The 25,857-nt window shown below is 36.8% G+C and carries 20 protein-coding genes and 1 tRNA gene; 6 read left to right on the top strand and 15 right to left on the bottom strand.

Annotated features, from left to right (window positions below; translation table 11 throughout):
- Position 1: 1 nt before the first annotated feature.
- From ABJH90_RS05850 to pyrH, 6 genes are all read right to left on the bottom strand, one after another.
- Positions 2–607 carry a hypothetical protein gene (locus ABJH90_RS05850; protein ID WP_348137471.1) on the bottom strand — a complete coding sequence of 202 codons (606 nt, stop codon included), beginning with the start codon at positions 605–607 and terminating at the stop codon, positions 2–4.
- Positions 607–2,064 carry an RNA polymerase factor sigma-54 gene (gene rpoN / locus ABJH90_RS05845; RefSeq protein ID WP_348137469.1) on the bottom strand — a complete coding sequence of 486 codons (1,458 nt, stop codon included), beginning with the start codon at positions 2,062–2,064 and terminating at the stop codon, positions 607–609. The genes ABJH90_RS05850 and rpoN overlap by 1 nt, the downstream gene beginning before the upstream one ends.
- Before the next feature lie 62 nt (positions 2,065–2,126).
- Positions 2,127–3,560, bottom strand: coding sequence for an asparagine--tRNA ligase (gene asnS / locus ABJH90_RS05840; RefSeq protein WP_348137467.1), 1,434 nt, complete (start codon positions 3,558–3,560; stop codon positions 2,127–2,129).
- Positions 3,561–3,656: 96 nt separating this feature from the next.
- Entirely contained in the window at positions 3,657–6,059 is a 2,403-nt protein-coding gene (locus ABJH90_RS05835) for an MMPL family transporter (protein ID WP_348137465.1), read from the bottom strand.
- 490 nt (positions 6,060–6,549) lie between these two features.
- A complete protein-coding gene (gene frr / locus ABJH90_RS05830; protein WP_348137463.1) occupies positions 6,550–7,104 on the bottom strand; it encodes a ribosome recycling factor in 555 nt (184 codons plus the stop codon).
- Between the two features lie 39 nt (positions 7,105–7,143).
- Positions 7,144–7,851, bottom strand: a complete 708-nt coding sequence (gene pyrH / locus ABJH90_RS05825) for a UMP kinase (protein ID WP_348137461.1) — start codon at positions 7,849–7,851, stop codon at positions 7,144–7,146.
- 158 nt (positions 7,852–8,009) lie between these two features.
- Here pyrH and ABJH90_RS05820 point away from each other — a divergent pair, with 158 nt between their 5' ends.
- Positions 8,010–9,881 carry a peptidase M61 gene (locus tag ABJH90_RS05820; RefSeq protein WP_348137459.1) on the top strand — a complete coding sequence of 624 codons (1,872 nt, stop codon included), beginning with the start codon at positions 8,010–8,012 and terminating at the stop codon, positions 9,879–9,881.
- A gap of 137 nt (positions 9,882–10,018) precedes the next feature.
- Here the strand turns inward: ABJH90_RS05820 and tsf are convergent, their stop codons facing one another.
- From tsf to rplM, 4 genes are all read right to left on the bottom strand, one after another.
- Positions 10,019–10,843, bottom strand: a complete 825-nt coding sequence (gene tsf, locus ABJH90_RS05815) for a translation elongation factor Ts (protein WP_348137457.1) — start codon at positions 10,841–10,843, stop codon at positions 10,019–10,021.
- A gap of 61 nt (positions 10,844–10,904) precedes the next feature.
- Positions 10,905–12,077, bottom strand: coding sequence for a 30S ribosomal protein S2 (rpsB, locus tag ABJH90_RS05810; protein WP_348137454.1), 1,173 nt, complete (start codon positions 12,075–12,077; stop codon positions 10,905–10,907).
- A 232-nt stretch (positions 12,078–12,309) separates the two neighbouring features.
- Positions 12,310–12,696, bottom strand: a complete 387-nt coding sequence (gene rpsI, locus ABJH90_RS05805; RefSeq protein WP_348137452.1) for a 30S ribosomal protein S9 — start codon at positions 12,694–12,696, stop codon at positions 12,310–12,312.
- Entirely contained in the window at positions 12,697–13,152 is a 456-nt protein-coding gene (gene rplM / locus ABJH90_RS05800; protein WP_348137450.1) for a 50S ribosomal protein L13, read from the bottom strand. It lies immediately after the preceding gene.
- Between the two features lie 281 nt (positions 13,153–13,433).
- Between rplM and ABJH90_RS05795 the strand changes: the two genes are divergently transcribed.
- On the top strand, positions 13,434–13,931 hold the full coding sequence (locus ABJH90_RS05795) for a hypothetical protein (protein ID WP_348137448.1): 498 nt from the start codon (positions 13,434–13,436) through the stop codon (positions 13,929–13,931).
- Positions 13,932–13,980: 49 nt separating this feature from the next.
- On the opposite strand, the gene ABJH90_RS05790 is transcribed toward ABJH90_RS05795, so the two are convergent.
- From ABJH90_RS05790 to ABJH90_RS05780, 3 genes are all read right to left on the bottom strand, one after another.
- Positions 13,981–14,316 carry a T9SS type A sorting domain-containing protein gene (locus ABJH90_RS05790; protein ID WP_348137446.1) on the bottom strand — a complete coding sequence of 112 codons (336 nt, stop codon included), beginning with the start codon at positions 14,314–14,316 and terminating at the stop codon, positions 13,981–13,983.
- A gap of 112 nt (positions 14,317–14,428) precedes the next feature.
- Complete coding sequence (polA, locus tag ABJH90_RS05785) at positions 14,429–17,266, bottom strand: DNA polymerase I (RefSeq protein WP_348137444.1); 2,838 nt, start codon at positions 17,264–17,266, stop codon at positions 14,429–14,431.
- 57 nt (positions 17,267–17,323) lie between these two features.
- Positions 17,324–18,307 (bottom strand): N(4)-(beta-N-acetylglucosaminyl)-L-asparaginase, encoded by a 984-nt coding sequence (locus ABJH90_RS05780; RefSeq protein ID WP_348137442.1) that lies wholly within the window; start codon positions 18,305–18,307, stop codon positions 17,324–17,326.
- Positions 18,308–18,347: 40 nt separating this feature from the next.
- Here ABJH90_RS05780 and ABJH90_RS05775 point away from each other — a divergent pair, with 40 nt between their 5' ends.
- The 3 genes from ABJH90_RS05775 to ABJH90_RS05765 all read left to right on the top strand — a co-directional run bounded on the left by ABJH90_RS05775 (position 18,348) and on the right by ABJH90_RS05765 (position 20,744).
- Complete coding sequence (locus ABJH90_RS05775; RefSeq protein WP_348137440.1) at positions 18,348–19,070, top strand: copper homeostasis protein CutC; 723 nt, start codon at positions 18,348–18,350, stop codon at positions 19,068–19,070.
- Positions 19,071–19,126: 56 nt separating this feature from the next.
- Positions 19,127–20,356, top strand: a complete 1,230-nt coding sequence (locus ABJH90_RS05770) for a metallophosphoesterase (RefSeq protein ID WP_348137438.1) — start codon at positions 19,127–19,129, stop codon at positions 20,354–20,356.
- A 91-nt stretch (positions 20,357–20,447) separates the two neighbouring features.
- Positions 20,448–20,744 carry a thioredoxin family protein gene (locus ABJH90_RS05765; protein ID WP_348137436.1) on the top strand — a complete coding sequence of 99 codons (297 nt, stop codon included), beginning with the start codon at positions 20,448–20,450 and terminating at the stop codon, positions 20,742–20,744.
- Positions 20,745–20,834: 90 nt separating this feature from the next.
- Here the strand turns inward: ABJH90_RS05765 and ABJH90_RS05760 are convergent, their stop codons facing one another.
- A complete protein-coding gene (locus ABJH90_RS05760; protein ID WP_348137434.1) occupies positions 20,835–24,149 on the bottom strand; it encodes a DUF2723 domain-containing protein in 3,315 nt (1,104 codons plus the stop codon).
- A 169-nt stretch (positions 24,150–24,318) separates the two neighbouring features.
- On the opposite strand from ABJH90_RS05760, the gene ABJH90_RS05755 reads away from it, so the two are divergent.
- A tRNA-Gln gene (locus ABJH90_RS05755) sits at positions 24,319–24,390 on the top strand.
- A 58-nt stretch (positions 24,391–24,448) separates the two neighbouring features.
- Here ABJH90_RS05755 and ABJH90_RS05750 read toward each other — a convergent pair.
- Positions 24,449–25,753 carry a cation:proton antiporter gene (locus ABJH90_RS05750; RefSeq protein WP_348137432.1) on the bottom strand — a complete coding sequence of 435 codons (1,305 nt, stop codon included), beginning with the start codon at positions 25,751–25,753 and terminating at the stop codon, positions 24,449–24,451.
- Between the last annotated feature and the right edge of the window lie 104 nt (positions 25,754–25,857).

The following is a 25,857-nucleotide window of genomic DNA, read 5'->3' as shown; positions in this document are numbered from 1 at the left end:
ATTATAGCCAGAATTTGATAGTCAGTAATTGGGACCCAAATCCAATTAGAAAACCAATAAAGACTTCAGCTCTGCTATGCCTATTCAGATAGAGCCTTGCGGTAGCTAGGATTCCTGTTAACAGAGTAAAAAGGCTTATGGCAATAATTAAATTAATTTCAAAATGAATACTCAGGGCTATTAAAAACATAAGGTAGCTACCTATACCCACCAGATGTAAACTGGTTTTAAATTTAAAAAAAATCAAAAAAAGGCTGGCCATTGTAGCAATTAGCAATCCAACAAAGAAAAAATTCACTTCAAGGATATAATTATTGGGGATTACCTTTATTATTATCATTAGGAGTAAGGCAATTTGGATAATCAATGGATATTTTCGTTCATTTATTCCTGGTAAAAAAATTGAACTTGCAACGCCCAGGTTTTTCAATATGAGAAAGCTAATAATGGGGATGATGACAGTGAGTATAAAAATTGGTAATACGTTGCCACTTTGAAGTTCAAGGGGGCTGTATTTCGGGGTTATCACAAAATAAGTAATAGTACCCGCTATAGGCACAAAAATAGGATGGAATAAATGGGAAATTATCTTGAAAAACAGTTTCATTAAATCTGTTTTCTAAGACGAGCCACCGGTATACCCAGTTGCTCTCTATACTTGGCTACAGTTCGTCTTGCGATTGGATACCCCTTATCTTTTAGCATGGCAGCCAATTTATCATCTGTGAGTGGTTTTTTCTTTTCTTCATCCCTTATTACAGTTTCCAATATACTTTTGATTTCCCTGGTAGAGACATCTTCCCCTTCTTCATTCTTCATTGATTCGGAGAAATATTCTTTAATCAATTTGGTGCCATAGGGAGTGTCAACATATTTACTATTAGCAACTCGTGATACTGTGGATACATCCATATGAATGGCATCTGCAATATCTTTTAAGATCATTGGCCGCAATTTGCGTTCATCACCGCTAAGAAAGTATTCTTTTTGATATTGCATTATTGCATTCATAGTAACATAGAGTGTTTGCTGCCTCTGTTTTATGGCATCTATAAACCACTTTGCAGAATCCAACTTCTGTTTGATAAACATTACAGCATCTTTTTGTGACTTGGACTTATCCTTTGCACTTTTATAACCAGCTAACATATTACTATACTCATTCGAAATATGGAGTTCAGGAGCATTTCTTCCATTTAATGTCAATTCCAGTTCTCCATCCATAATCTTAATAGAAAAGTCGGGAACAATATGTTCAATAACCTTGTTACTGCCCGCATAAGATCCGCCTGGTTTGGGATTTAATTTTTCAATTTCTAATACGGCTTCTTTAAGCTCATCTTCATTTATGTCGTATTTCTGAAGCAGTTTCTTGTAGTGCTTTTTGGTGAATTGCTCAAAGGATTTATCCAGAATGTCAATAGCTAATTCAATATTTGATGTTCTCTCTTTACGTTTAAGCTGAAGAATGAGACACTCATCCAATGTTCTTGCAGCAACACCAGGAGGATCCAATTCCTGAACAATTTTTAAAACCTTTTCAATATCCTCCGCTTCGCAATAGATATTTTGTGTAAAAGCCAAATCGTCTGCAATATCGGCTATAGGTCTTCGTATATAACCACTCTCATCAACACTACCAACCAAAAATTCAGCTATGGCCCATTCCTGGTCATTAAGATTTACGGTATTTAATTGATTAATCAGGTATTGATTGAACGAGATACCAGCCGCATAAGGAATGCTCTTTTCATCATCATCCGGGCTGTAATTATTAGCCCTCGTACGATAATCGGGTACTTCGTCATCGCTTAAATAGTCATCAATATTAATATCTTCTGCTGCTATACTTTCACCATCTGATTCCCCTTCATAGTCTTCACTAAAATCATCTTCTAATGAACTCTTTTCTTCTTTGCCTCTCTCTAAGGCCGGATTTTCCTCAAGTTCCTGATTTAAACGTTGTTCAAATGCCTGCGTAGGAAGCTGAATTAGCTTCATCAACTGAATCTGTTGAGGAGATAGCTTTTGCGATAATTTAAACTGTAAGTGTTGTTTTAGCATAAGCTTGTATTCTTTTCCTATCTATAAAGTTAAAGAATTAATATCATGTAATGACTTAGCCGTTAAAACTCAGCATTTTGAGGTGTTCTTGGAAAAGGAATCACATCTCTTATATTCCCCATTCCCGTAGCAAATTGTACCATTCGTTCAAAGCCAAGTCCAAATCCACTGTGAATAGCAGTTCCAAATTTCCTTAGATCAAGATACCACCAAAGTTCTTTTTCATCGATCCCTAAAGCGGCTATTTTTTCTTTTAAGACATCCAGTCGTTCTTCACGCTGAGACCCTCCTACAATTTCACCTATTCCAGGGAATAGAATATCCATGGCTCTTACTGTCTTCCCGTCTTCATTCAAACGCATATAAAACGCCTTTATTTTAGCAGGATAGTCAAATAAAATAACTGGGCATTTAAAGTGTTTTTCTACTAAATAGCGCTCGTGTTCACTTTGTAAATCTGCACCCCATTCGTCAATTTGGTATTGAAATTTTTTCTTTTTGTTTGGTTTGCTATTCCTTAAAATCTCGATTGCTTCGGTATATGTAATTCTTATAAATTCATTATCCACCACAAATTTCAGCCTATCTATAAGCGCCATTTCACTTCGTTCCGCCATAGGTTTTGTTTTCTCTTCATCGAGAAGCCGTTTTTCTAGGAATGCTAAATCCTCTTCACAATTTTCTAGCAAATAGGAAATGATATTTTTAATAAAATCTTCTGCCAGATCCATATTATCTTTAAGATCATAAAAGGCCATTTCAGGTTCAATCATCCAAAACTCGGCAAGATGTCTTGAAGTATTCGAATTTTCTGCCCTAAAAGTAGGGCCAAAAGTATATACTTTACCCAATCCCATGGCATACGCTTCGGCTTCAAGCTGCCCTGAGACAGTTAGATTGGTTTCCTTACCAAAAAAATCTTCCTTATAATTTACCTCCCCATTATCTGTCAATGGTGGGGTTTTAGGATCTAATGTGCTAACTCTGAACATTTCACCTGCCCCTTCTGCATCTGAACCTGTAATTATTGGAGCATGAAAATAATAAAATCCGTTTTTTTGAAAATACGCATGGATCGCAAACGAGAGGGCAGATCTGACGCGCATAACGGCTGCAAACGTATTCGTACGTATCCTTAAATGAGCCTGCTCCCTTAAAAATTCCATTGAATGCTTTTTGGGTTGAATAGGATAGGTGTCCGGATCAGATACTCCATGAACAAAGATTTCATGCGCTTGAATCTCAACGTTTTGGCCTTTACCCAAGCTTTCTACTAAGACACCCTTTATTTTTAAAGCAGCACCTGTTGCAATTTTCTTTAGTAAGTCTTCATTGAATTGATCAAAATCTACCACACATTGGATATTGTTAATGGTGGAGCCATCATTTAAAGCGATAAATCGATTGCTTCTAAATGTTTTGACCCATCCATTTACTTCTACCTCTTGTTTTAACGGTTGTGACTGAAGTAGCTCATTAATGCTGTATGATTTCATATGAGATCAATTCTAAATTTGAATGGCAAAGATAACTTTTTGGTAAAAATATTTAGCTCTAAACCACTTATAAAATACATGTAGCGAACCAACGACTCAATCTTCCGATCTCCTTATGGGCAACTCTTCTTTAGGAAGAATATCTATTTGAGGTTTTTTGAGGACTTCTTTGTTTGCGATACTGCGTTCTAATGAAAGAAGAAGTGAAGGGAGCAAAATTAAATTGGCTAACATGGCAAAGAGCAATGTAGCAGATACCAATGCACCCAGAGCAACAGTTCCCCCAAAACTTGAAATTGTAAAGACGGAAAAGCCAAAGAAAAGGACAATAGAAGTATAAAACATACTAACACCAGTCTCGCGTAAGGCGGCATAAACCGATTTTTGAATTCGCCAATGGTTAGCGGACAGTTCTTGCCTGTATTTCGCCAGAAAGTGAATGGTGTCATCTACTGAAATTCCGAAGGCAATACTAAAAACTAATATCGTCGAAGGTTTAATTGGAACGCCAACAAAACCCATCACCCCGGCGGTAATAGCCAGGGGTAAAAGATTGGGAATTAAAGAAATGACTATCATTCTGAAAGAACGGAATAGATAAGCCATAAATAGCGCAATTAAAAGAATAGCAAGGGATAAAGAAAGCACTAAATTCTTTACCAAATATTTGGTGCCTTTTAAAAAAAGCAAAGCCTTTCCGGTCACATATACATTAAAACGATCGGCCGGAAAAACCTTCTTGATTTTATCTAGCATCGATTTTTCAATTTCTTCCATCCTGTCCGTCGGTACGTCTTTAATGAAAGTGGTAATCCTGGCAACCTGCCCTGTACTATCAACAAAATTCTCAACTAAGCCTTCATTTCCTGGAGATTTTCGGGCTACATCCATAATAAAATTGTATTCCTGCGATGTGGGTAATTGATAATATTTAGGAATTCCGCTATAAAAAGCCTGCTTGGAATATTTTACCAAATTAACCACGGATATTGGCTTCGATAATTCCGGGGTCTCATCAATCATTTCCCCCAACTCATTCATTTTTTTGAGTGTGACCGGTTTTAGCACCCCTTTTTTCCTTTCTGTATCTACAACAATTTCAATAGGCATAATACCGTTGAACTCTTTGTCAAAAAATTGAATGTCTTTATAAAACCCGGTATTTTTAGGCATATCTTCAACGAGATTCCCGGAAATTTTAATTTGATAAATCCCAATGATACTAATTATTAATGCTAGCAAAGAGATTGAATAAATAGCTATCCTTTTTTCCCGAACTATATGCTCCATCCAGTTTACAAAAGCATCTATCCATTTTTTGTTGAGGTGTCTCAGATGCTTTGTTTTTGGAGGGTACATAAAACTATACACGATTGGTATAATAAGTATGGAAAGCATAAAGATGCATAGTATATTTATAGAAGCTACTATACCAAACTCGGTTAAAAGTTTACTGTCCGTAATAATAAAGGTTGCAAAACCACAGGCCGTGGTAACGTTGGTCATGAGTGTTGCATTACCAATTTTTGATATTACCCTTTTTAAGGATAAAGCCTGATTCCCATGTTTTTTAACTTCCTGCTGATATTTATTGATTAGAAAAATACAATTGGGAATCCCAATTACTATAATGAGAGGTGGAATCAGCGCTGTTAGAACCGTAATTTCATATTTCAAAAGTCCCAGGATCCCGAAGGCCCACATAACTCCAATTAGTACTACACACATTGAAATTAGCGTTGCACGTATACTGCGGAAAAAGAAAAAGAAAATTAAGGAAGTAACAATAAGTGCCGCTGCAATGAATATTCCTATTTCGTCAATGATATGTTGAGTATTCATTGTTCTTATATAGGGCATTCCTGAGACCCGAACATCCATTTTGGTTTCCTTTTCAAAATCGGTAATTAGTGTATGAAGGTCCTTTAGAATAAAATCTTTTCGAACGGGAGTGTTTACAATATCCTTGTCCATATAGACAAGTGTTCTTATGGTTCCCGTTTCTTTATTGTATAACAGGTTATCATAAAAAGGTAAATTATTGAACATATACTGAGTTAGACTGTCCACCTCAATATTATTGAGCGGATTCTGCTCAATTAACGGTCGAAGAATAAATTTTCGTTCTTCCTTGTCCCTTATAAGTTCCTTAATATTATCTACAGATACCACATAGTCTACCTCGGGAAAAGCTGCCAATTGTTTACTTAATCTGTTCCATCTGTTAAAATTTTCAACTTCGTAAAGTGAACTGTCATTTATAGCAAAGGCAATAGTATTTCCTTCTTCACCAAATTTTTCAAGAAAATCTTCATAAGCAAGATTCAGTGGGTGATCATCGGGGAGTAGATTCGCTTCAGAAGTTGAAAATTGCATATTCTTCCATTGAAACGCCAAAAAAACAGTGACAGCAACAATTAAAAAGAGGATAAGAATTCTGTTTCTAAGAATAATTCTACCAACCTTTCCCCAAAATCCTCTTGTAATCTTCGTGACCATACTGTTATTTATGAATCCAGATTTTAAATACAACCAGAAAGTAATTAAAATTTAATGTGCTTCTTGCGAACAACTAGTTCTGATGCCGTATTCAATTAGAACAAACTTTATTTACTATTGTATTTTTAATCGCGGCAAAGGTAAAAAACAAGGAGGACTGTACCTAGAAACGCTCTATAAAATAGTAAATACCATCATGTGTATCACAAAGCGCTATTTGCTAAAGAATTTATGTAAATTGAGGGGAAGTAAAATTACTCCTTTAAAATAAAATAGGTTTAAAGAAATGATGCCATGTCCGATGAGAAAAACTATAGTAGAATTGCCATTATACTATATCGGGTATTAATAGTCATTTGTGCTATTATCGTTATTGCTGCGATTATTGCAATTTATTTTGGAGGATAGATTAAACTTCCACAAAGGCTAAGGTAATAGCGTAAGGTTAATGACCTATAATCGTGTGGTATGCATTTGGTAAAATCAAGAATTAGACTTTCATGATCTCTGTTTCCTTTAAATGAAGTACACTGTCTATTTTTTCCGTGTAAGCGTTGGTCATTTCCTGAATATCAATTTCCGCGTTTTTTTCAAGATCTTCAGAAATGCCCAGATGTTTTACTTCTTTATTAGCTTCCTGTCTTGCGCTACGAACACTTATTTTAGCTTCTTCGGCTTCTGATTTTGCTTGTTTAACTAATTGTATTCTTCTTTCCTCGGTTAGGGGAGGAACATTAATAATTACCATCTCTCCGTTGTTCATGGGATTAAAACCTAAGTTGGCATTCATAATGGCTGTTTCTATTTCGGTCAGCATACTTTTCTCCCATGGTTGAACAGATAGTGTTCGGGCATCAGGAGTATTCACATTTGACACCTGCGACAAAGGAGTCTGCGAGCCATAGTATTCCACCATAACTGACGATAACATCGAGGGGTTAGCTCTCCCTGCCCTAATTTTAACTAATGCCTTTTCCAAATGTAATATGGCCCCGTCCATACTTTCTTTGGTGGCCTCTAAAATAAATTTAACATCTTCGTCCATAATAAATTTTTATAACTTATTTACACAAATTATACCAAACTAAAGATCTACTACCGTTCCAATATTTTCACCAGATACTATTTTCATAAGATTCCCTTTTTTGTTCATATCAAAAACGACAATTGGAAGATTGTTTTCCTGACTCAGGGTAAAAGCAGTTGAATCCATTACTTTTAAACCTTTGGTAAGTACATCATTAAAGCTAATAGTATCAAATTTAGTAGCAGTTTTATCTTTTTCAGGATCACTGGTATAAATACCATCAACTCTTGTTCCCTTTAAAATAACGTCGGCTTCAACTTCAATCGCTCTTAAAACTGCAGCAGAATCCGTAGTGAAATATGGGTTTCCGGTACCACCTCCAAAAATAACTACCCGTCCTTTTTCTAAATGGCGCATTGCTCTTCTTCTGATAAAAGGTTCTGCAACTTCGTTGATCTTTATTGCAGATTGTAATCTGGTTTGTACACCATTGTGCTCCAAAGCACTTTGTAGCGCCAGACCATTGATGACTGTTGCCAGCATCCCCATATGATCTGCCTGAACCCTGTCCATGCCGTTACTTGCCCCGGCCAGACCTCTAAAGATATTTCCTCCTCCAATGACAATTGCTACTTCAACGCCTTGTTCTACGACTTCCTTAATCTCTTCTGCATAGGCTGCCAGTCTCATCGCATCTATCCCGTATTGCTTGCTGCCCATTAGTGCTTCACCACTGAGTTTTAGAAGTATTCTTTTGTATAACATATTGTCTTAAGCTGATTTGCAAACAAAAATAGTCAAAAATATTTATGAGAACTCTTCGTTATTAGGTTTAATGTTCATCTTAATTATTTCCTAATAACCAGCATGATCTAGATTAATTTTAATAATCTTGCTTTTTAATTAAACTATCTCAGGTACAAATGAAGAAATTAATTACCCTATACGTTTTCCTTGTATTATTATATGGCTGTGGCACTTCAAAATCTGTGTTATCAGCGGATAAAGCAGTTATTGAAACAACAATAGATTTGGTGAATGTTAATGATGACAGAGTAAGTGTAACTATCAATCCGGGGTCATTTAGTAAGCAAAGCATTTCCTTTTTTATTCCAAAAACGGTTCCCGGGACTTATAGTGAGGATGACTATGGCAAGTATATTCAGGAGCTTAAGGCTATTGATTATCAGGGTAATGAACTTTTGGTTAGTTCTATCGGAACCAATGAATGGAATATCTCCGATGCAACGAAATTAGATAAGATCACTTATTATGTTACAGATACTTATGATACTGAAAGCGAATTAAACGATCCGGTATTTTCTCCTGCTGGAACTAATATTTTAAAGGGCAAAAATTTTGTGTTGAATCTACATGGTTTTGTAGGTTATTTTGAGGGATTAAAGGAAGTGCCCTATGAGTTAATTGTTTCTTCTCCTTCAGACCTGGTACCCACAACATCATTAATGAAAAAGGAGGATGAAACCAATAGTGTAACAGATACTTTTCTTGCTTCCAGATACTTTGAGGTTGTAGATAACCCAATTCTTTATACAAAATCAGACACAGCTACTTTTGTCATCAATGATATTACGGTTAATTTGAGCGTGTATTCTCCTAATAATGTTTATTCTGCCGCTGATCTGGAAGAGAGCATGGAACGTATGATGATAGCTCAAAAGGCATTTCTTGGAGAGATTGACGGGACTAAGGAGTATAATATATTATTGTATCTGTCTACATTAGACGAAAGGGATGCTTCCGGATTCGGGGCCCTGGAACATCATACTTCTACCGTTGTTGTACTTCCTGAGCAAATGCCAATTGAAGCTCTGGAAAAAGCGATGACAGATGTTGTTTCACATGAATTTTTTCATATTGTTACACCCTTGAATGTGCATTCAAAGGAAATTCAATATTTTGATTTCAATGATCCTAAAATGTCTGAACACTTATGGATGTATGAAGGGACTACGGAATATTTCGCCAACCTGTTTCAGATTCAACAAGGTTTAATTGATGAGGCTGATTTTTATAAACGAATTGTAGATAAAATATACAACTCCAGATCATATGACGATACAATGTCATTTACAACAATGAGCAGAAATGTTTTGGAAGATCCATATAGAGGGAATTATGCCAATGTATATGAAAAAGGAGCCTTATTAAATATGAGTTTGGATATTAGGCTTAGAGACTTGAGTAATGGAGAAAAAGGAGTATTGTGGTTAATGAAGGAGCTTTCTAAAAAGTATGACAATGACACGCCATTTGAAGACGATGAAATTATCGGAGAAATTGTAGATCTGACTTATCCTGAAATAAAATCATTTTTTGACACCTATGTTATAGGCAATACGCCATTGAATTATGATGCTATTTTGGCGTCAGTTGGCTTGAAGACGACAGACATGCAAGAGCGGAGTGGTTATTTTTTAAATGGGGAAATACCATTTATAGATATTGATCAAACTAATAATGATGCAATATTTATTAGAAGCGGTATTGAGTTAAATACTTTCTTTACAGGTCTTGGAGCACAGGGAGGTGATACTATAAGGAGTATTGATGGGATGCCAATTTCATTAGAATCCATTAGGCCTATTATTGGACAGAGTTTTGGATGGACATCCGATAGGGAAATTACTATGGTCGTTCAACGAGGCGAGGAAGAATTAACACTGCAAGGAAAAGTTGGGACACCAACTCTTAAAGTAACTACTATTGTGCCCATAGATAATTTGGAAAACACCTCACAATCTAAACTCAGGAAAGCCTGGCTCAAGGGCTAAGGCCTTTTCTGTATAGTTAAGATTTAGGTAAATGAAGTTTCTTGACTAGAAGAACAGGATTGGACTAAACTTATCAAATAAAAAAACCACTTTTATTTTTGAAAAGTGGTTTTTTTATTAAACATTAAATGGGTATTTTATCCTAAAGCTACCCTTTCAAAACCGGTGATTTTCAAATCAGCATTGACAGATTTGATGTATTGAGAAACACTCTGTTTATTATCCTTAATAAAATCCTGGTTAACCAGAGTATTGTCTTTAAAGAAACGTTTTAATTTTCCCTTTGCAATATTATCCAACATGGCCTCGGGCTTACCTTCCTGACGTAATTGATCTTTGGCAATTTCTATTTCCTTGTCAATAACGGATTGATCTACTGCAGATTCATCAAGTGCAACAGGATTCATGGCCGCAGCCTGCATGGCTACATCTTTCGCGGCAACAGCAGCCCCCTCAACCGCACTCGAAAGTCCAATCAATGTTGCAATCTTGTTACCTGCGTGAATATATGATCCCACAAAAGGAGCATTTAGTTTTCTAAAGCCACCAATTTCAATTTTTTCACCAATTACACCAGTCTGTTCAGTTAATTTTTCCTGTACTGATATACCATTGTAATTAGCATTCAGGAATTCATCTTTACTATCAAAATCAAGCGCAAGTTGAGCCAGCTCATTGGCCAGGGCAACAAAGCTATCATTCTTTGCAACAAAATCGGTTTCACAATTCAGGGAAATAATAACTCCACTAGTTTTGTCAGTATTAACCTGAGCTATAGCAGCTCCTTCAGAGGAATCTCTGTCTGCTCTCTTAGCAGCTACTTTCTGTCCTTTTTTTCGAAGGATTTCAATAGCTTTCTCAAAATCTCCTTCGGCTTCAACCAATGCATTTTTGCAGTCCATCATCCCTGCACCTGTGGTCTTTCTTAAATTGTTAACTTCTGAAGCGGTAATTTTTACCATTTTATTTTCTTTTTATAGAACACGAGTGTAAGTGTTCAGTTGTCAATTAATTAAACTATAATTATTCTACTCCACCTTTAGCTTTATCCTGCCAATCTTTCAATTCATCCCATTTCCCATCAGCAGCCATTTTTGCTTGTTTTGGCCAAGATTCTGGATCTAAATGTGCCATTCTAGAACTCGCTTCAGTCAGGATTTCCTTGATTTTTTCTGCTTTTGCTTTAGCTAATTTCGCATATGAATCAATACCTGCATTCGTAAGTGCTTCAGCTCCTTTTGGGCCAATACCTTCAATCTTTGTAAGATTGTCAGAGTCTACTTTCACAGTTTTTTTAACTGCCGCTTTTTCCTTTTTCTCGGTTACCGGCGCAGCATCTTCTATTGTTTGCTTAGGAGCATCTTTTTCAACAACGGCTTCAGCTTTTTCTTTTTTAGGTGCTTTAACAACTGCAGCTTTTTCTTCCTCTGCTTTTTCTATAACTGCTGTTTCGGCTTTGGCGGTAGTTTCTTCAGAGCCTCCTTCTTTTTCAGCTTGTTTTTCGGATTTACGCTCTTCCAGGCCTGCTGCAATTGCATTTGTAACTTCCGTTAATATAACATCGATAGATTTCGACGCATCATCATTAGAAGGAATTACATAATTAATGGGTCTTGGATCTGAGTTGGTATCCACCATAGCAAATATGGGAATATTCAATTTTTGGGCCTCTTTGACAGCAATATGCTCACGCATAGTATCTACAATAAACAAGGCACCAGGTAAACGCGTCATATCAGATATAGAGCCAAGATTCTTTTCTAATTTAGCACGAAGACGATCTACCTGCAAACGTTCTTTTTTAGAAAGTGTCATAAATGTTCCATCTTTCTTCATCCTATCAATGGAAGCCATTTTTTTTACTGCCTTTCTAATAGTCACAAAGTTAGTCAACATACCACCGGGCCATCTTTCTGTGATGTATGGCATATTTACGTTGGATACTTTGTCAGCAACAATATCTTTTGCCTGTTTCTTAGTGGCGACAAATAAGATTTTTCTGCCAGAGGCCGCAATTTTAGACAAGGCTTCATTAGCCTCTTCCAACTTGGCAACCGTTTTATATAAATTGATTACGTGAATTCCATTCCGCTCCATGTAGATATAGGGAGCCATATTTGGATTCCATTTTCGTGTAAGGTGTCCAAAGTGCACACCTGCTTCTAATAATTCTTTAACTTCAGCTTTCTTAGCCATTTTTAATACTTAGTTTACGTTCTTTTGAATTAGCAATGATGAAGTGGTATTCCTTCTTATCGGAAAGCCTCCAACATTTAGATGCTAAACTAAATTTAATCTTTACCTGCCTTTATAGATACCTTAAATACGGGTCACTATCAGGTTTAGATTTTTAATTGTCCCTTTAACAAGAGACTTTCAATGAACTTGGGTTAAAAATCCTGAATTCATTCCAGGACTATATATATTTTTATCGTTTCGAGAATTGGAATTTCTTTCTTGCTTTTTTCTGACCAAACTTTTTACGTTCAACCATTCTAGGATCTCTTGTAAGCAATCCTTCAGGTTTTAAAAATTCCCTGTTTTCTGCCTCAATCTCACATAGAGCCCGTGACAAGGCTAGGCGTACTGCTTCTGCCTGTCCTGTAATTCCACCTCCGTAAACATTAACGGTCACGTCATAGTTGTCCACGGTATTGGTTAAAGCAAAAGGTTGTTTTACTTTATACTGTAAAGTAGCTGTAGAGAAATAATCTTCTAATGTCCTTTTATTAACGGTGATGTTGCCTTTTCCTTCTGAAATATAAACGCGTGCAACAGCTGTTTTTCTTCTGCCTATTTTATGAATTATGTCCATCTAATTAAGGTCATTTAAATTAATAGCCTTCGGTTTTTGTGCTTCCTGGTCATGATCAGTTCCAGCATAAACTCTTAAGTTTCTAAATAGTTCGGCTCCCAATTTGTTTTTAGGAAGCATACCTTTAACTGCTTTTTCAACAATACTAGCAGGGTTTTTCTCTAAGAGTTCCCTGGCAGTGGTTGATCTTTGACCTCCGGGATATCCCGTATACCTAGTGTAGGTCTTGTCTTCCCATTTATTGCCGCTAAGTTGAATTTTCTCAGCGTTCACAATAACAACATTGTCTCCGCAATCAACGTGTGGCGTAAAACTTGGTTTGTATTTACCTCTTAAAATTTTTGCCACTTTAGAGGCAAGACGTCCTAATGTTTGGCCCTCAGCATCAACTAATAACCACTGCTTTTCAACAGTATTCTTATTAGCAGATTTGGTCTTGTAGCTTAATGTATCCACTACTTCTTTTTTTATTAATTAAACACTTCAATCCCGTTTAACGGGCTGCAAATGTACAACTATTAAGTTTAAATGCAAACCGTTATTTCTCTAATTTTTGAAAATAATTATGTCTGTTTAAATCTGATATTTTAAGCAAGATTTTGAGAATATTGTATAAAGTAATATATAAAGGATGTTAAACTAACCTTATAATTGTCCTCTAATCTAACCATCTAAATATACTATATAACCATTTTATACGTTTTTCAACAGATAAAACATTTGTAAACCCGAAAAAAATGAAACGTAACCTATTAACCCTTTTTGTTGTAACAGCTCTTTTATTTTCCTGCTCATCAGACAAAGATGATTCAAATCAGGATAATGGTATTGTTGGATCATGGGATCTGACCGCATTGGAAATTGATGACAGTACGGCGAGTGATGACGAAAAAAATGCCCGAGATATTTTAAGCTTTTTATCTGTAATTGATTGCTATATTATGACAATTACTTTTAATGCAGACCTAAGTGTAATTACGGAAAACTCAGGAAACTATCTGGAGATAAACGTAAATCCCGGAGGGACAGGGCTCGATGTTCCATGTCCAACAGAGAAAGACACCAGCGTAGATAGTTATATGTATGAAGGAGGAGTATTAACCTATATAGATGAGAATGAGGTTGAGACTACTGTGAATGCTGAGATTTCAGGAAATACTATGAGAGTGAATGCCACGGAATTAGATTTTGCTAATTTTGATGATGGTGGTGTTTTGATCTTTACAAAAAGGTAATAAGAAATTCAACTGAAAATAAAAACCCTTCGTTTCTTACGAAGGGTTTTTATTTTTTATAAAACTTGGTTTGTAAACTCTGTTCCTTTGATGAGATAGAAATTATATAAATACCAGGGTTAAGGGTGGCAATTGGAATATTAAGGGCATGGTTGCGAATTTCCCATCTATATTGTTGAATGATGTTACCGGAAATATCAGATATAAGGATATCGGCCTTTGAACTATTCTCCAGACCGAGTAGATTAACGACATTAGTTGCCGGGTTGGGGAAAACCTTAATCTCAGGTTGATAATTTTTATCGATCGAATTAACATCCTGCTGAGCATTTAAACCTAAAGTGCTCAAAACCAAAAAAAAGAGACAGACAGAAACTTTTGTCATGACTTAGTTTTATTTTGAAGAGATTAATTTTCTCGTTATACAAGACAAATAATCATATAAGAGAGTAATAATCTTAACCTAAAAATAAAACGGATAATTCTTGATTTTCGTATCAGTGGGCTTCCAGCCAATTTTCCCCTATACCCAGTTCTACATCTAAGGGCACAAGGAGTTCATAAGCGTTTTCCATTTCGGTTCTGATCATAACCTTGAGATCTTCCAGTTCTGGTTTAAAAACGTCAAATACCAGTTCGTCATGAACCTGTAGAAGCATATTGGTTTTAAAATTACCTTCCTTTAGCTTTTTATGGATATTGATCATTGCTATTTTTATAATGTCGGCTGCGCTACCCTGTATAGGTGCATTCACGGCGTTCCTTTCGGCAGCACCACGTACAACGGCATTACTTCCATTGATGTCCTTTAAATAACGTCTCCTGCCCAGCACCGTTTGCACATATCCATGTTCCCTTGCAAAGTCTATTTGATCACTAATATAATTCCGGAGTTTTGGATAAGTCTTGTAGTAAGTATCAATTAATTCCTTAGCCTCGGTCCGCGATAGTTCCGTTTGATTGCTCAATCCAAAGGCCGATACGCCATATATTATACCAAAATTCACAGTTTTGGCATTACTTCTCTGATCTCTGCTAACTTCATTCAGGGGGACATTAAAAACTTTTGAAGCGGTTGAAGCATGAATGTCTTCCCCATTTTTAAAGGCTTCAATCATTGTTGTTTCTTCACTTAGCGAAGCAATTATTCTAAGTTCTATTTGGGAATAATCAGCAGCTAAAAGGATATAATTATCATCTCTCGGAATAAAAGCTTTTCGCACTTGCCTGCCACGTTCTGTACGTATTGGTATGTTTTGAAGGTTAGGATTATTGCTGCTTAACCTTCCAGTGGCAGCTACTGTTTGCATATAATCTGTATGTACTCTGCCTGTACTCTCTTCGACCTGTTCGGGTAATGCATCAATGTAGGTGCTTTTTAACTTGGCCAGGCCTCTGTAATTTAAAACATCTTTAATTATTTGGTGTTCTTTGGCATGATAAGAAAGCACATCTTCCGCTGTGGAATACTGACCTGTTTTTGTTTTTTTGGGCTTGTCTGCAAGTTTTAGCTTATTGAACAAAATATCACCTAACTGCTTTGGGGATGCAATATTAAATTCTTCACCGGCTTCCTTGTAGATCTTGACTTCCAGATTTTTTATATCATTTTCCAAATCTTTTGAAAGAGAATGAAGAAACTCCTTATCCAGGTTTATTCCCTCTAATTCCATATCTGCCAGGACATTTACCAAAGGAATTTCAATGTTTTTGAAAAGCTCTTCTGTTTTAGCTTCCTCGAGTTCTTTTGCAAACTGCTTTGCTAACTGAAATGTTATGTCAGCATCCTCTACAGCATATTCCGTTTGTCTTTCTAAACTAACCTCGCGCATGCTCAGTTGGTTTTTACCTTTTTTTCCTATAAGCTCAGTTATAGATATTGGGGTATAGTTCAGGTAAGTTTCTGATAACACATCCATATTATGACGCATATCCGGATTTATCAGGTAATGCGCTATCATGGTATCAAATAAACTTCCTTTGACAGAAACATTATATTTGTTAAGTACTTTTATATCATATTTTAAATTCTGTCCAATTTTCTCTATGTTTTCAGCTTCAAAAAAAGGTCGGAGTTGTTCAATTAATTCCTGAGCATTTTCTCGTTCTTCTGGGAAAGGAACATAAAAACCTTTACCGGCTTCCCAGGAGAAGGCAATTCCTACCAGCTCGGCTACGAGAGGGTTTAAAGAAGTTGTTTCCGTATCAAAACAAACTACAGCTTGTTTCATTAAATTTTGAAGGAATAACTTCATACCCATTCCTGGTGAGACACTCTGATAAACATGAGGTACATCTTTAATTGTTTTTCTGCTGGAAAATTCTTTTAAAGTAGCAGGAGTATCGCCATCACTTCCAAATAGCGAAAACTGACCACTTCCGGCAGCCTGGGGCTCTTTTTTTTGTTTTGGTTCCTCATTGTTGACTTTCTCAGTTACAATATCAGATTCCTCTGAGAAAATCCTCAAGAATTGTTCTTTAAGCCTTCTAAACTCTAATTCCTCAAATATTTTCTGTACTTCTTCACTATTGGGTTCAGAGAGTTCGTAATCCCTGGCGTCAAAAGTAACATCACAAGTCACGCAAATAGTTGCTAACTTTCTTGAGAGTCTGCCCAATTCGGCATTTTCTTCCACCTTCTCTTTCATTTTCCCCTTCAGTTTATCCGTGTTCGCAAGCAGGCCTTCAAGGGTTCCAAATTCGGCAATAAATTTTTTTGCGGTTTTATCGCCAACTCCTGGAAGTCCGGGAATATTATCACTGGCATCCCCCATCATTCCCAAATAATCAATTACCTGTTCGGGACGTTCAACTCCAAATCGATTTTGTATTTCCGGGATTCCCCAAATTTCAATTCCGTTGCCCATACGGGAAGGGCGGTACATAAAAATATTTTCTGATACCAATTGCCCGAAATCCTTGTCGGGTGTAACCATATATATTTTGTACCCTTCCTTCTCGGCCTGCTTGGCTAATGTGCCTATAATGTCATCTGCTTCCAGACCGGATACTTCTACGCAGGGAATATGCATGGCTTTTAGAATATCCTGAATTATAGGTACAGCCACCCTTATAGCATCGGGAGTTTCATCGCGGTTTGCCTTATAATCTGCAAATAACTCTGTGCGTTCCGCACTGCCGTCCTTATCGAAACAGACAGCAAGGTGGTCTGGCTTTTCTCGCTTAATAACATCAAACAAGGAATTTACGAACCCCATAATAGCCGAGGTGTCCATTCCTTTAGAATTTATCCTGGGGTTTTTAATCAGGGCATAATACCCCCTAAAAATTAATGCGTATGCATCCAATAAAAAAAGTCGCTTCTGGTCTGCCATTGTTAGTGTTCTTGTAGGATTTCAAAACTACAAAGTTTAAGTGCTTTAGTAAAGTATTTAAGTGCTTATATAGCTGCTTGCTCTATTATTAACATGTCCTTTTTCAGAATATACCCTGTAGGTAAAGCCCGGCTGTATGCAATACCCTCCGGTTTCTCCTTTTTTGTTAATGGCAATAAAGCCAATTTGGAAATCCAGTTTCCCCTTATTTTTCGATATGATGCGTTTTACCCCTTCTTCACAAGCCTGTTGGGGTGTTTTACCCTGCCTCATTAATTCAACAATAAGGAAACTCCCTACTGTGCGAACAACTTCTTCACCAACCCCTGTTGCAGTAGCCCCACCAACTTCATTATCAATAAATAAACCAGCTCCAATAATTGGAGAATCGCCAACCCGCCCCGCTATTTTATATGCCATCCCGCTAGTCGTGCAAGCACCTGCGATATCTCCTTTACTGTCAATTGCGAGCATCCCAATAGTATCGTGATTTTCTATGTTTATAACAGGCTGGTATTGCGAAGTTTTTTTCCATTCTATCCATTCTTCCTTCGATTTCTCAGTAAGCAAGTTTTCTTTTTTAAAACCCTTTTCGTAGGCAAACAATTCCGCCCCTTTTCCTGCAAGCATTACATGAGGTGTATCCTCCATTACCTTTCTTGCAACTGAAATGGGATGGACTATATTTTTAAGGTATACAACTGCTCCACAATTACTGTCTTTGTCCATTATACAGGCATCCAGAGTAACATTTCCTTCACGGTCCGGTCTACCACCCTTACCTACAGATTGATTATTAATATCTGCCTCTTCAATCATTACACCTTGTTCAACTGCATCTAAAGCGGTGCCGGCATCTCTGAGCACTTGCCAGGCTTTATTTGTTGCATTGGGCACATCCCAAGTTGCAATTACAATAGGTTTTAATATTTCATTAACCGATGGATGCTTCTTATCAGTTTCGCAGGCGGATAGTAAGGAAGCGGAAAAGATTCCGGCTGTACTTAAGGAAGAACTTTTTAAAAATTTTCTACGTTTCATCTGTCTAGGTTGCTTATTTTTATATGCCTAAATATATGAAATGATCGTAGAAGTATGCTCTAATTCCTATCAATCTGCTGTCAATGCAGAGGAAGCAGGAGCAGACAGAATTGAGCTCTGCGCCGAATTAGCAGTTGGAGGAATAACACCGTCCTTCGGTCTGATAAAGAAGGTGTCAGAAAAACTTAGCATTCCCATTCATGTTTTGATTAGACCACGAAGTGGGGATTTCACTTATTCCGAAGACGAATTTCAGATTATGAAAATAAATATAGCACTCTGCGCAGATCTCGGTGTTTCTGGAATTGTTTCAGGAGTTTTGCATTCCGATGGGACGCTGGATAAAACACGAACCGGGGAATTAATTTCTGCAGCCGGAGATTTACAATTTACTTTTCACCGGGCATTTGACTGGGTATTCGACCCTGTAAAGACATTACTGGAACTTGAAGATTTAGGGGTTGACAATATTTTAACATCCGGAGGAGGGCAATCAGCTGTAGAGGCCATAAATCAGTTGGTCTTGTGGAGAGAGAAAGCGAAAAAATGTGTTATAATGCCGGGAGGAGGAATACGAGAACACAACGCATTGTTTTTTAAAAATAAAGGATTTGAAGCCATTCACCTTTCGGGAATAAAGTTTAGTAAAACACTTGAAAAAAAGCCTGAACTTTCTATGAATAATGCCTCTTATCTCAGAGATGATGAAATAGCCCTTACGGATCCCAAGATTGTTCGTGCAATAATTCAAAGCACAAAATAAAGGTAAAGATGTAAAGCGAACCTCCGTTAAAGAAATATATTTGTAAAAAAAGGCATATGATACGCTGGATTATTTTTGTTATTATTTATTTTATTTTGGGCTTCTATACCTTACAAGCCTTGAAGACCGCAACAAGGTTTCCCTGGGTATATTATGTATTTATTGCCATATCGTTAATAGTACTTGGGAACTTTATTTTTCAATTTACCTGGGGTGAAACCGCGGGCCGGGTTTTAAGCAGGCCTAAAAGTTATGCTTTCGGTTTTTTGGTAGCCATCCTTACCTTCAAAATTATTACGATTATATTTCTTTTTTCTGAAGATATTTTCAGATTCGTTGCAGCGGGGTATCAGAAATTTTATGGTACAAACAGGGAGTTCAGCCTGCCGGAGAGACGGAGGTTTTTAAGCTTAATTGCCATGGGTATTGCAGCAATTCCTTTTGGGGCACTACTATACGGCATGTATAGAGGGAAATACAATTTTAAGGTATTGAAATACAAAATGGAATATGAAGATCTACCTGCGGCTTTTGATGGATATCAGATTACTCAAATTTCAGATATTCACAGCGGTAGTTTTGACAATAGAAGAAAAATCGAATATGCTGTTAATTTGATTAATAAGCAAAAGAGTGATGTTATTTTGTTTACCGGAGACATGGTAAATAATAAGGCGGAGGAAATGAAACCATGGGCCACATTGTTTTCAAGCCTTAGTGCTGTAGATGGGAAATATTCAATTCTTGGGAACCATGATTATGGCGATTATGTAATCTGGGATACTGAAGAGGAAAAGATGAAAAACTTGGATGAACTTAAATTGATGCAAAAGGAAATGGGTTTTGATCTCTTGTTGAATGAGAGCAGATATCTAGAAAAAGAGGAAGATAAATTGGCTTTAATTGGGGTAGAGAATTGGGGAAGAGGAGGATTTAGAAAGTCGGGTGACTTAAAAAAGGCAGCTTCCGAAATTGGCAAGGATGATTTTAAAATCCTATTAAGCCACGATCCATCTCATTGGGAGGATGTAGTTTTAAAAGATAAGTACCATTATCATCTCACGCTAAGTGGTCATACGCATGGGATGCAGTTTGGCATTGAAATTCCAGGATGGGTTAAATGGAGTCCGGTCAAATGGCGATATAAATATTGGGCCGGTATTTATGAAGAACTGGGAGAATTTATAAATGTAAACCGCGGATTTGGATTTATAGGCTATCCGGGAAGGGTGGGTATTTGGCCGGAAATCACCGTTATTACTCTGAAAAAGAAAGAATTAACTTGAATTTAACTCTCAAGTAATGCCCAAAATTAAGGGCATACCGGATTTTTTAACATTTTTTCATACATTTGATCTATAACCCAATGTATTTTATATGTCCAAATTTGGTGAACTTATAGATCTAAATATCCCTGTATTACTTGATTTCTATGCGGAATGGAACGATCAATCTACTTCCATGCACCCTGTTCTTAGGGATGTTGCAGCCGCATTAGGAGATAAAGGAAAGGTCATAAAAATAGATGTAGATAAGAACAAGGAACTATCTCAAGCACTTAGAATTAAAGGTTTGCCAACCCTGATGATCTATAAAAAAGGGGAAATGGTTTGGAGACAAAGCGGTGAGCAAGATGCAAATACCCTTATTGGGATACTTAACGAATACCTATAAATAGTAACTGTAAATTTATATCAATATTCTTCCGGGTGAAGAATTAGTTACACATTATTAACCCTATCCAGTGCTTTTCAGGAATCATACTCAGTCATCTGAAAATGAATCTTGTTCAACTTCCAAAGTATCGTTCATATCCGGATTCGATTGCTCCCTTAAAGGCGGTTCTTCTAGTACTTCATCTTTATAAAAATGACTGAACCTGTCTATATGCTCATTAAAAATTAAGGTTTCTTTCTCTGCCATCTCCCGGTCATTATTTTCGATAAGAATATCAATGTTTCTTCTGTAAGCTTCCATATCGCCAATAATATCTTCAATATTATCATATTGTTCATCCAAGGGTATGCTTGAATAATAGTCTAATCGATCCTGATAAATATTCCTTAATTTATAGAATAAATCCCTGGCCTTCTGTGTTTCTCCTACCTTATAATAACCATCTACATAAGGTTCGACAAAAGCATAAAAACTGTAGTATTCTACAGGCATGTTTGTCATAGCAATGTTAATTACATCTTTTGCTTTATCTATTTCGTTTTCATTTATTAGAGCTTCTGTCAATCGAGCAAGATTGCCCCGGAAAGATAAACCTTGTGTTCTGGTTTGTGGATCATGATAGATATCTGAACTTCCTGAATTGCCCCAATCCCATCCTTTTACGATATCGTACATCAGTTCTGTATCTATTCGCCCCATCTCAAAAGAACTTTGATTTTTCGTTTGGATGGGCACTAATTTATAGGCCAATCCCTCCAGCTGTAGATATTCTTTCATCCAGATGTATTCTGCTTTGTCAAAACTACCGCCTGAAAAGTATATTGGACGTTTCCAATCATTATTAGCAATGATGTCTAACATCATAATCCTGTTTTTCGGCAAGGCACTTTTAGGTAGGTCAATATCTATATAATCAACAATCAATGCTGTATCTTTTTCTTTAACCAGTCCACTTTCAAGTACATTTTTCTTGTTAACGGGGACTCTTATTTTGTTAGTTGGATAATATACAAGGTCTAACGTGCTCTCAGAATATTCACTTACATCTGCACCTTGTTTTTCAAGTATATACTTGAATTTTGTCTGAGGTTTATTGCTCCCTACCCAATTCATAAAATCTTTGATGTTCCATCGTTTTTCAGCTAAACCAGGAAGACCCTGATAATAAATAACATCCCTGTTGCCATATCTATACAGATCATGCGTCAGTTGAGATGGTATGGGGTCACTTTTATAAGCCTTTCGTTTCATTTGATCCACATACCAGTCTGTAGCAAAAAGGCTGGTACAAATAATACGTATATCGGTTCGGTATCCCTCAATTTCCTGCGCATACCAAAGTGGAAAAGTATCATTATCTCCAATTGTGAATAACATGGAGCCCGCATCTTCCTGACAGGAATCAAGATACGCCTGCGCACTGGTTCGGGCCGTAAAGCGGTTAGAGCGGTCGTGATCATCCCAATTCTGAAAGGCCATAACCCCGGGGACAGTCAAAAGACAAATCACAATAACTAACGGTCCAAGTACCTTTGGGGTTATCAACTTTTTAAATTCTTCATAAAGGCCATATACACCTAAACCTATCCACAAGGCGAAAATATAAAATGAACCTACAAGAGAATAATCCCGTTCGCGTGGCTGAAAAATATAAGGATTTGTGTAGAATTGAATCGCAATTCCCGTAAAAATAAAAAACACAAAAAGAGCCCAGAATTGCTTAGGGTTTTTAGTGAGTTGGAAAACCAAACCTATGATCCCCAGGATTAAGGGCAAAAAGAAATACGTATTTCTGCCTTTATTTTCCAATACCTCCTGAGGGAGATTTTCCTGACTCCCCAAACGCAGACTGTCAATAAACCCAATCCCGCTTAACCATTCACCATTACCATTATAACGACCCTGTAAATCATTCTGCTTTCCAACAAAGTTCCACATAAAATAACGCCAGTACATATAACCAAATTGAAACTGAACCATATATTTCAAGTTCTGCCAAACGCTTGGAGGTTCTACTTCCAAATACTCTCCAAACTGCCTTAAGAAACCAATGTATTGTTCTTCATCTATTTCGCCATTGGCAAGACCAGATTTAACCTGGGTAACGGCTTTGCGTAACTCCTCATTAGATGTCTTCATCCTAAAATTCAACGGACCGAAATATTTCATGTAGTTTTCAGCATTCTGATCGCTCCACATTCGCGGTAATATGCCCCTGTGATCTTCGTTAGGGCCCTGCATCGCATTCTTGTATTTATTTACAATAATGTATTTGCCCAGCTCTTTATCTTTTTCATATTTGGGTTTATCATCCTTCTCAGGACCTGCAGGGGCAAACGTGTCGGAATAATAAGTGCCATAAATTGGGCTGTCTACCTGAGGGTATTGTTCTCTGTTGTAATAGGCGAGCAATGAGCGGGCATCTGACGGATTATTTTCGTTGACAACCACATTGGCATTCGCCCTGATTGGTAGCATTAGCCAGGAAGAAAAACCAAGGAATAAATACATAGCACAAAGCACAATCGTATTGGCTATCCTGAAATTATTTTTTCTAGTATACCGCAATCCAAAGTAAAAGACGCCAATAAAAACAAAAAGCATAATCAAGGAACCGGAATTAAAGGGCAGACCAATACTATTGATAAAGAAGACTTCGCTCCAGCCAAATAATTTTAGAACGTAGGTCAATGAAAATTTATAAACCAACAATAAAATGGCAACAACAATGATATTAGCTAAAAGAAAATTCTTAATGGTAGTGGTCTTATATCTTTTGAAATAGTACAACAAACCAATGGTGGGGATGGCCAAAAAGCCCATAAATTGAATGCCAAAGGTAAGCCCTACAACAAAGGAAATCAGGATCAGCCAGCGATTACCCCTGGGGTCCTGCAGGTCATCAGTCCATTTTAACCCCATCCACAACAGCAGCGCCATAATAAAACTAGCCATTGCGTACACTTCAGTTTCTACGGCATTAAACCAAAAACTATCTGAAAAAGTAAACGCCAAAGCGCCAACTAAGCCACTGCCTAAAACCGCTATGGCATTGCTGTTGGTAAACTTTTCTTTTTTGGATATTAACTTCCGTGTAAGATTGGTAATTGTCCAGAACATAAACAAAATAGTAAATGCACTGGAAACCCCGGAAACATAATTTACCATTCGTGCAATCTGGTCTGGTTCTAAAGCAAACATGGCAAAAAAGGCCCCAATCATCTGAAGTAATGGTGCTCCTGGTGGGTGTGCTACCTGCAATTTTGCGGAGGTTGTAATGTATTCTCCGGCATCCCAAAAACTGCTCGTAGGCTCAACCGTAATAGTATAAGTGATAAGGGCTATAAAAAAAACGACCCATCCAAGGATGGTGTCCCATTTCTCGAAGTTCTTTGAAAACATGTATAATGAAGTTTACCAGTCTCGGCGAATTTACTAATTAAAATAGATATGGGCTTATAATTTTGTCAAACCTTTAACAGGAGGCTGCGGTTCTTTTTTTGATCGATTGTATCCAAAATATTTGTGCAAATAAAAGTTTGTCTTAAATTTGCAGGCTCTTATGCACTAATGGCCTATGGTGTAATTGGCAACACAGCTGGTTTTGGTCCAGTCGTTCTAGGTTCGAGTCCTAGTAGGCCAACTAAAAATGAAAAACAATCCCAACCCTTAGTCAGAGTTGGGTTTTTTGTTTTGGAGCCTTATTCTAATTCTTCGGGAAGTGGAGGTTCATTCTGTATTTGAGCTTCATTTTCTTTAATAATTTTGTTGACTTCTTGCAATTCATCTATTTCCTTGTCCTCCATATCCAAAAGGGTACTCATTTTTTTCTTATCCTTAATCATGGCCCAGGTCATAATAAGACTTGTGCCTATAATCACAAAAAGTAGAATCCCCGGTTCAAATGTGGCTACCTGAGCTTCTGTCGGAATTGCATAAAACAGGAGTATTGTAATAAGCCCTCTTGGAGCAATAAACAGTTGTGGCAGAATATCGCTACCGATAAAAGTTCTTAAGATTACAAATCTGATAGCATAGATAGAAAGAATAATAAGCACACTAACCATGGCTACCTGAAAGTTTAATAAGGATGCTATGGCGATGGTCAATCCAAAAATAACGAAAAAGAAAGTGCGCACTACAAATGCCGTTTCGAGGGTCACAATATGAAGTTCATGATAAATGCGATGTGCTTTTTCATACTCAAGAAAGTGAGATAGTTTTCCACCAAAGAACAACTTCATATTAGCAATTACTAAACCGAATATCAAAATAATAAGCAGAGAAGAGAGATGTAATTGTTTGCCGATTGCATATAAAAGAAGCAAGACAGCGATTAACAGGAATAGTTTGGCCTGGCTTTTAATTTGTTGAAAAATAAGAATAATTGCATAACTCGCAATAAGTGAGATAACTATGGTGAGAAGAATATTAAGAGCGAAACCTCCGGCCCCTGAATCCTCCGCAGGATTTAACCCGCTGATGAGGAAATAGAACATCATAATTCCCATAATGTCAGAAAATGTACTTTCATATATATGGAATTCCTTTTTCTTTTCGGCAAGCTCACTAACACTTGGAATAATAATAGCGCTGGATAGAATGGATAGAGGTGTCGCATACAACCATGCAGCCTGCATAGACATATCGGGGATAAATTGATGTAAAATTAGGGCGGCTACCCAAGCAGAACCTATTAGCCCTGTGAGGGCTATAGCCATAGATTTTAAAATAGGAACGAGTTTTTCCTTTTTTAATTCAAGTTCAAGAGCAGCTTCAAGGACTATCATTATAAGACCAATTATACCCAGAACTTCTAATGCAGGAAAGAAATCAACTTCTTCGGAGGTAAAAGTTTTAAGTACAAACTGCAAAATAAACCCAAGAAGTATAAGCAATAAGACAGACGGAATATTTGTTCTTTTTGATATACCATTGAATAGAAAAGAAAGAATAAGTATTACCGATGCTTCAATAATAAGGTTGTAGGAGTTAAAGACGTCCATTTAAATGTTGATTAATTCGATTAGTTTTAATTCGTATAAAATAAAGTTACTATTATTAGTGAAACGTTGGAGATATTGCTTTAAGTATATACTATAAATGAAAT

It is taken from the genome of Eudoraea sp., assembly GCF_039969275.1.
Classification (GTDB): domain Bacteria; phylum Bacteroidota; class Bacteroidia; order Flavobacteriales; family Flavobacteriaceae; genus Eudoraea.
The sequence above is the reverse complement of the archived record's forward strand: the minus strand, read 5'-3'. Positions and strand labels throughout refer to the sequence as shown.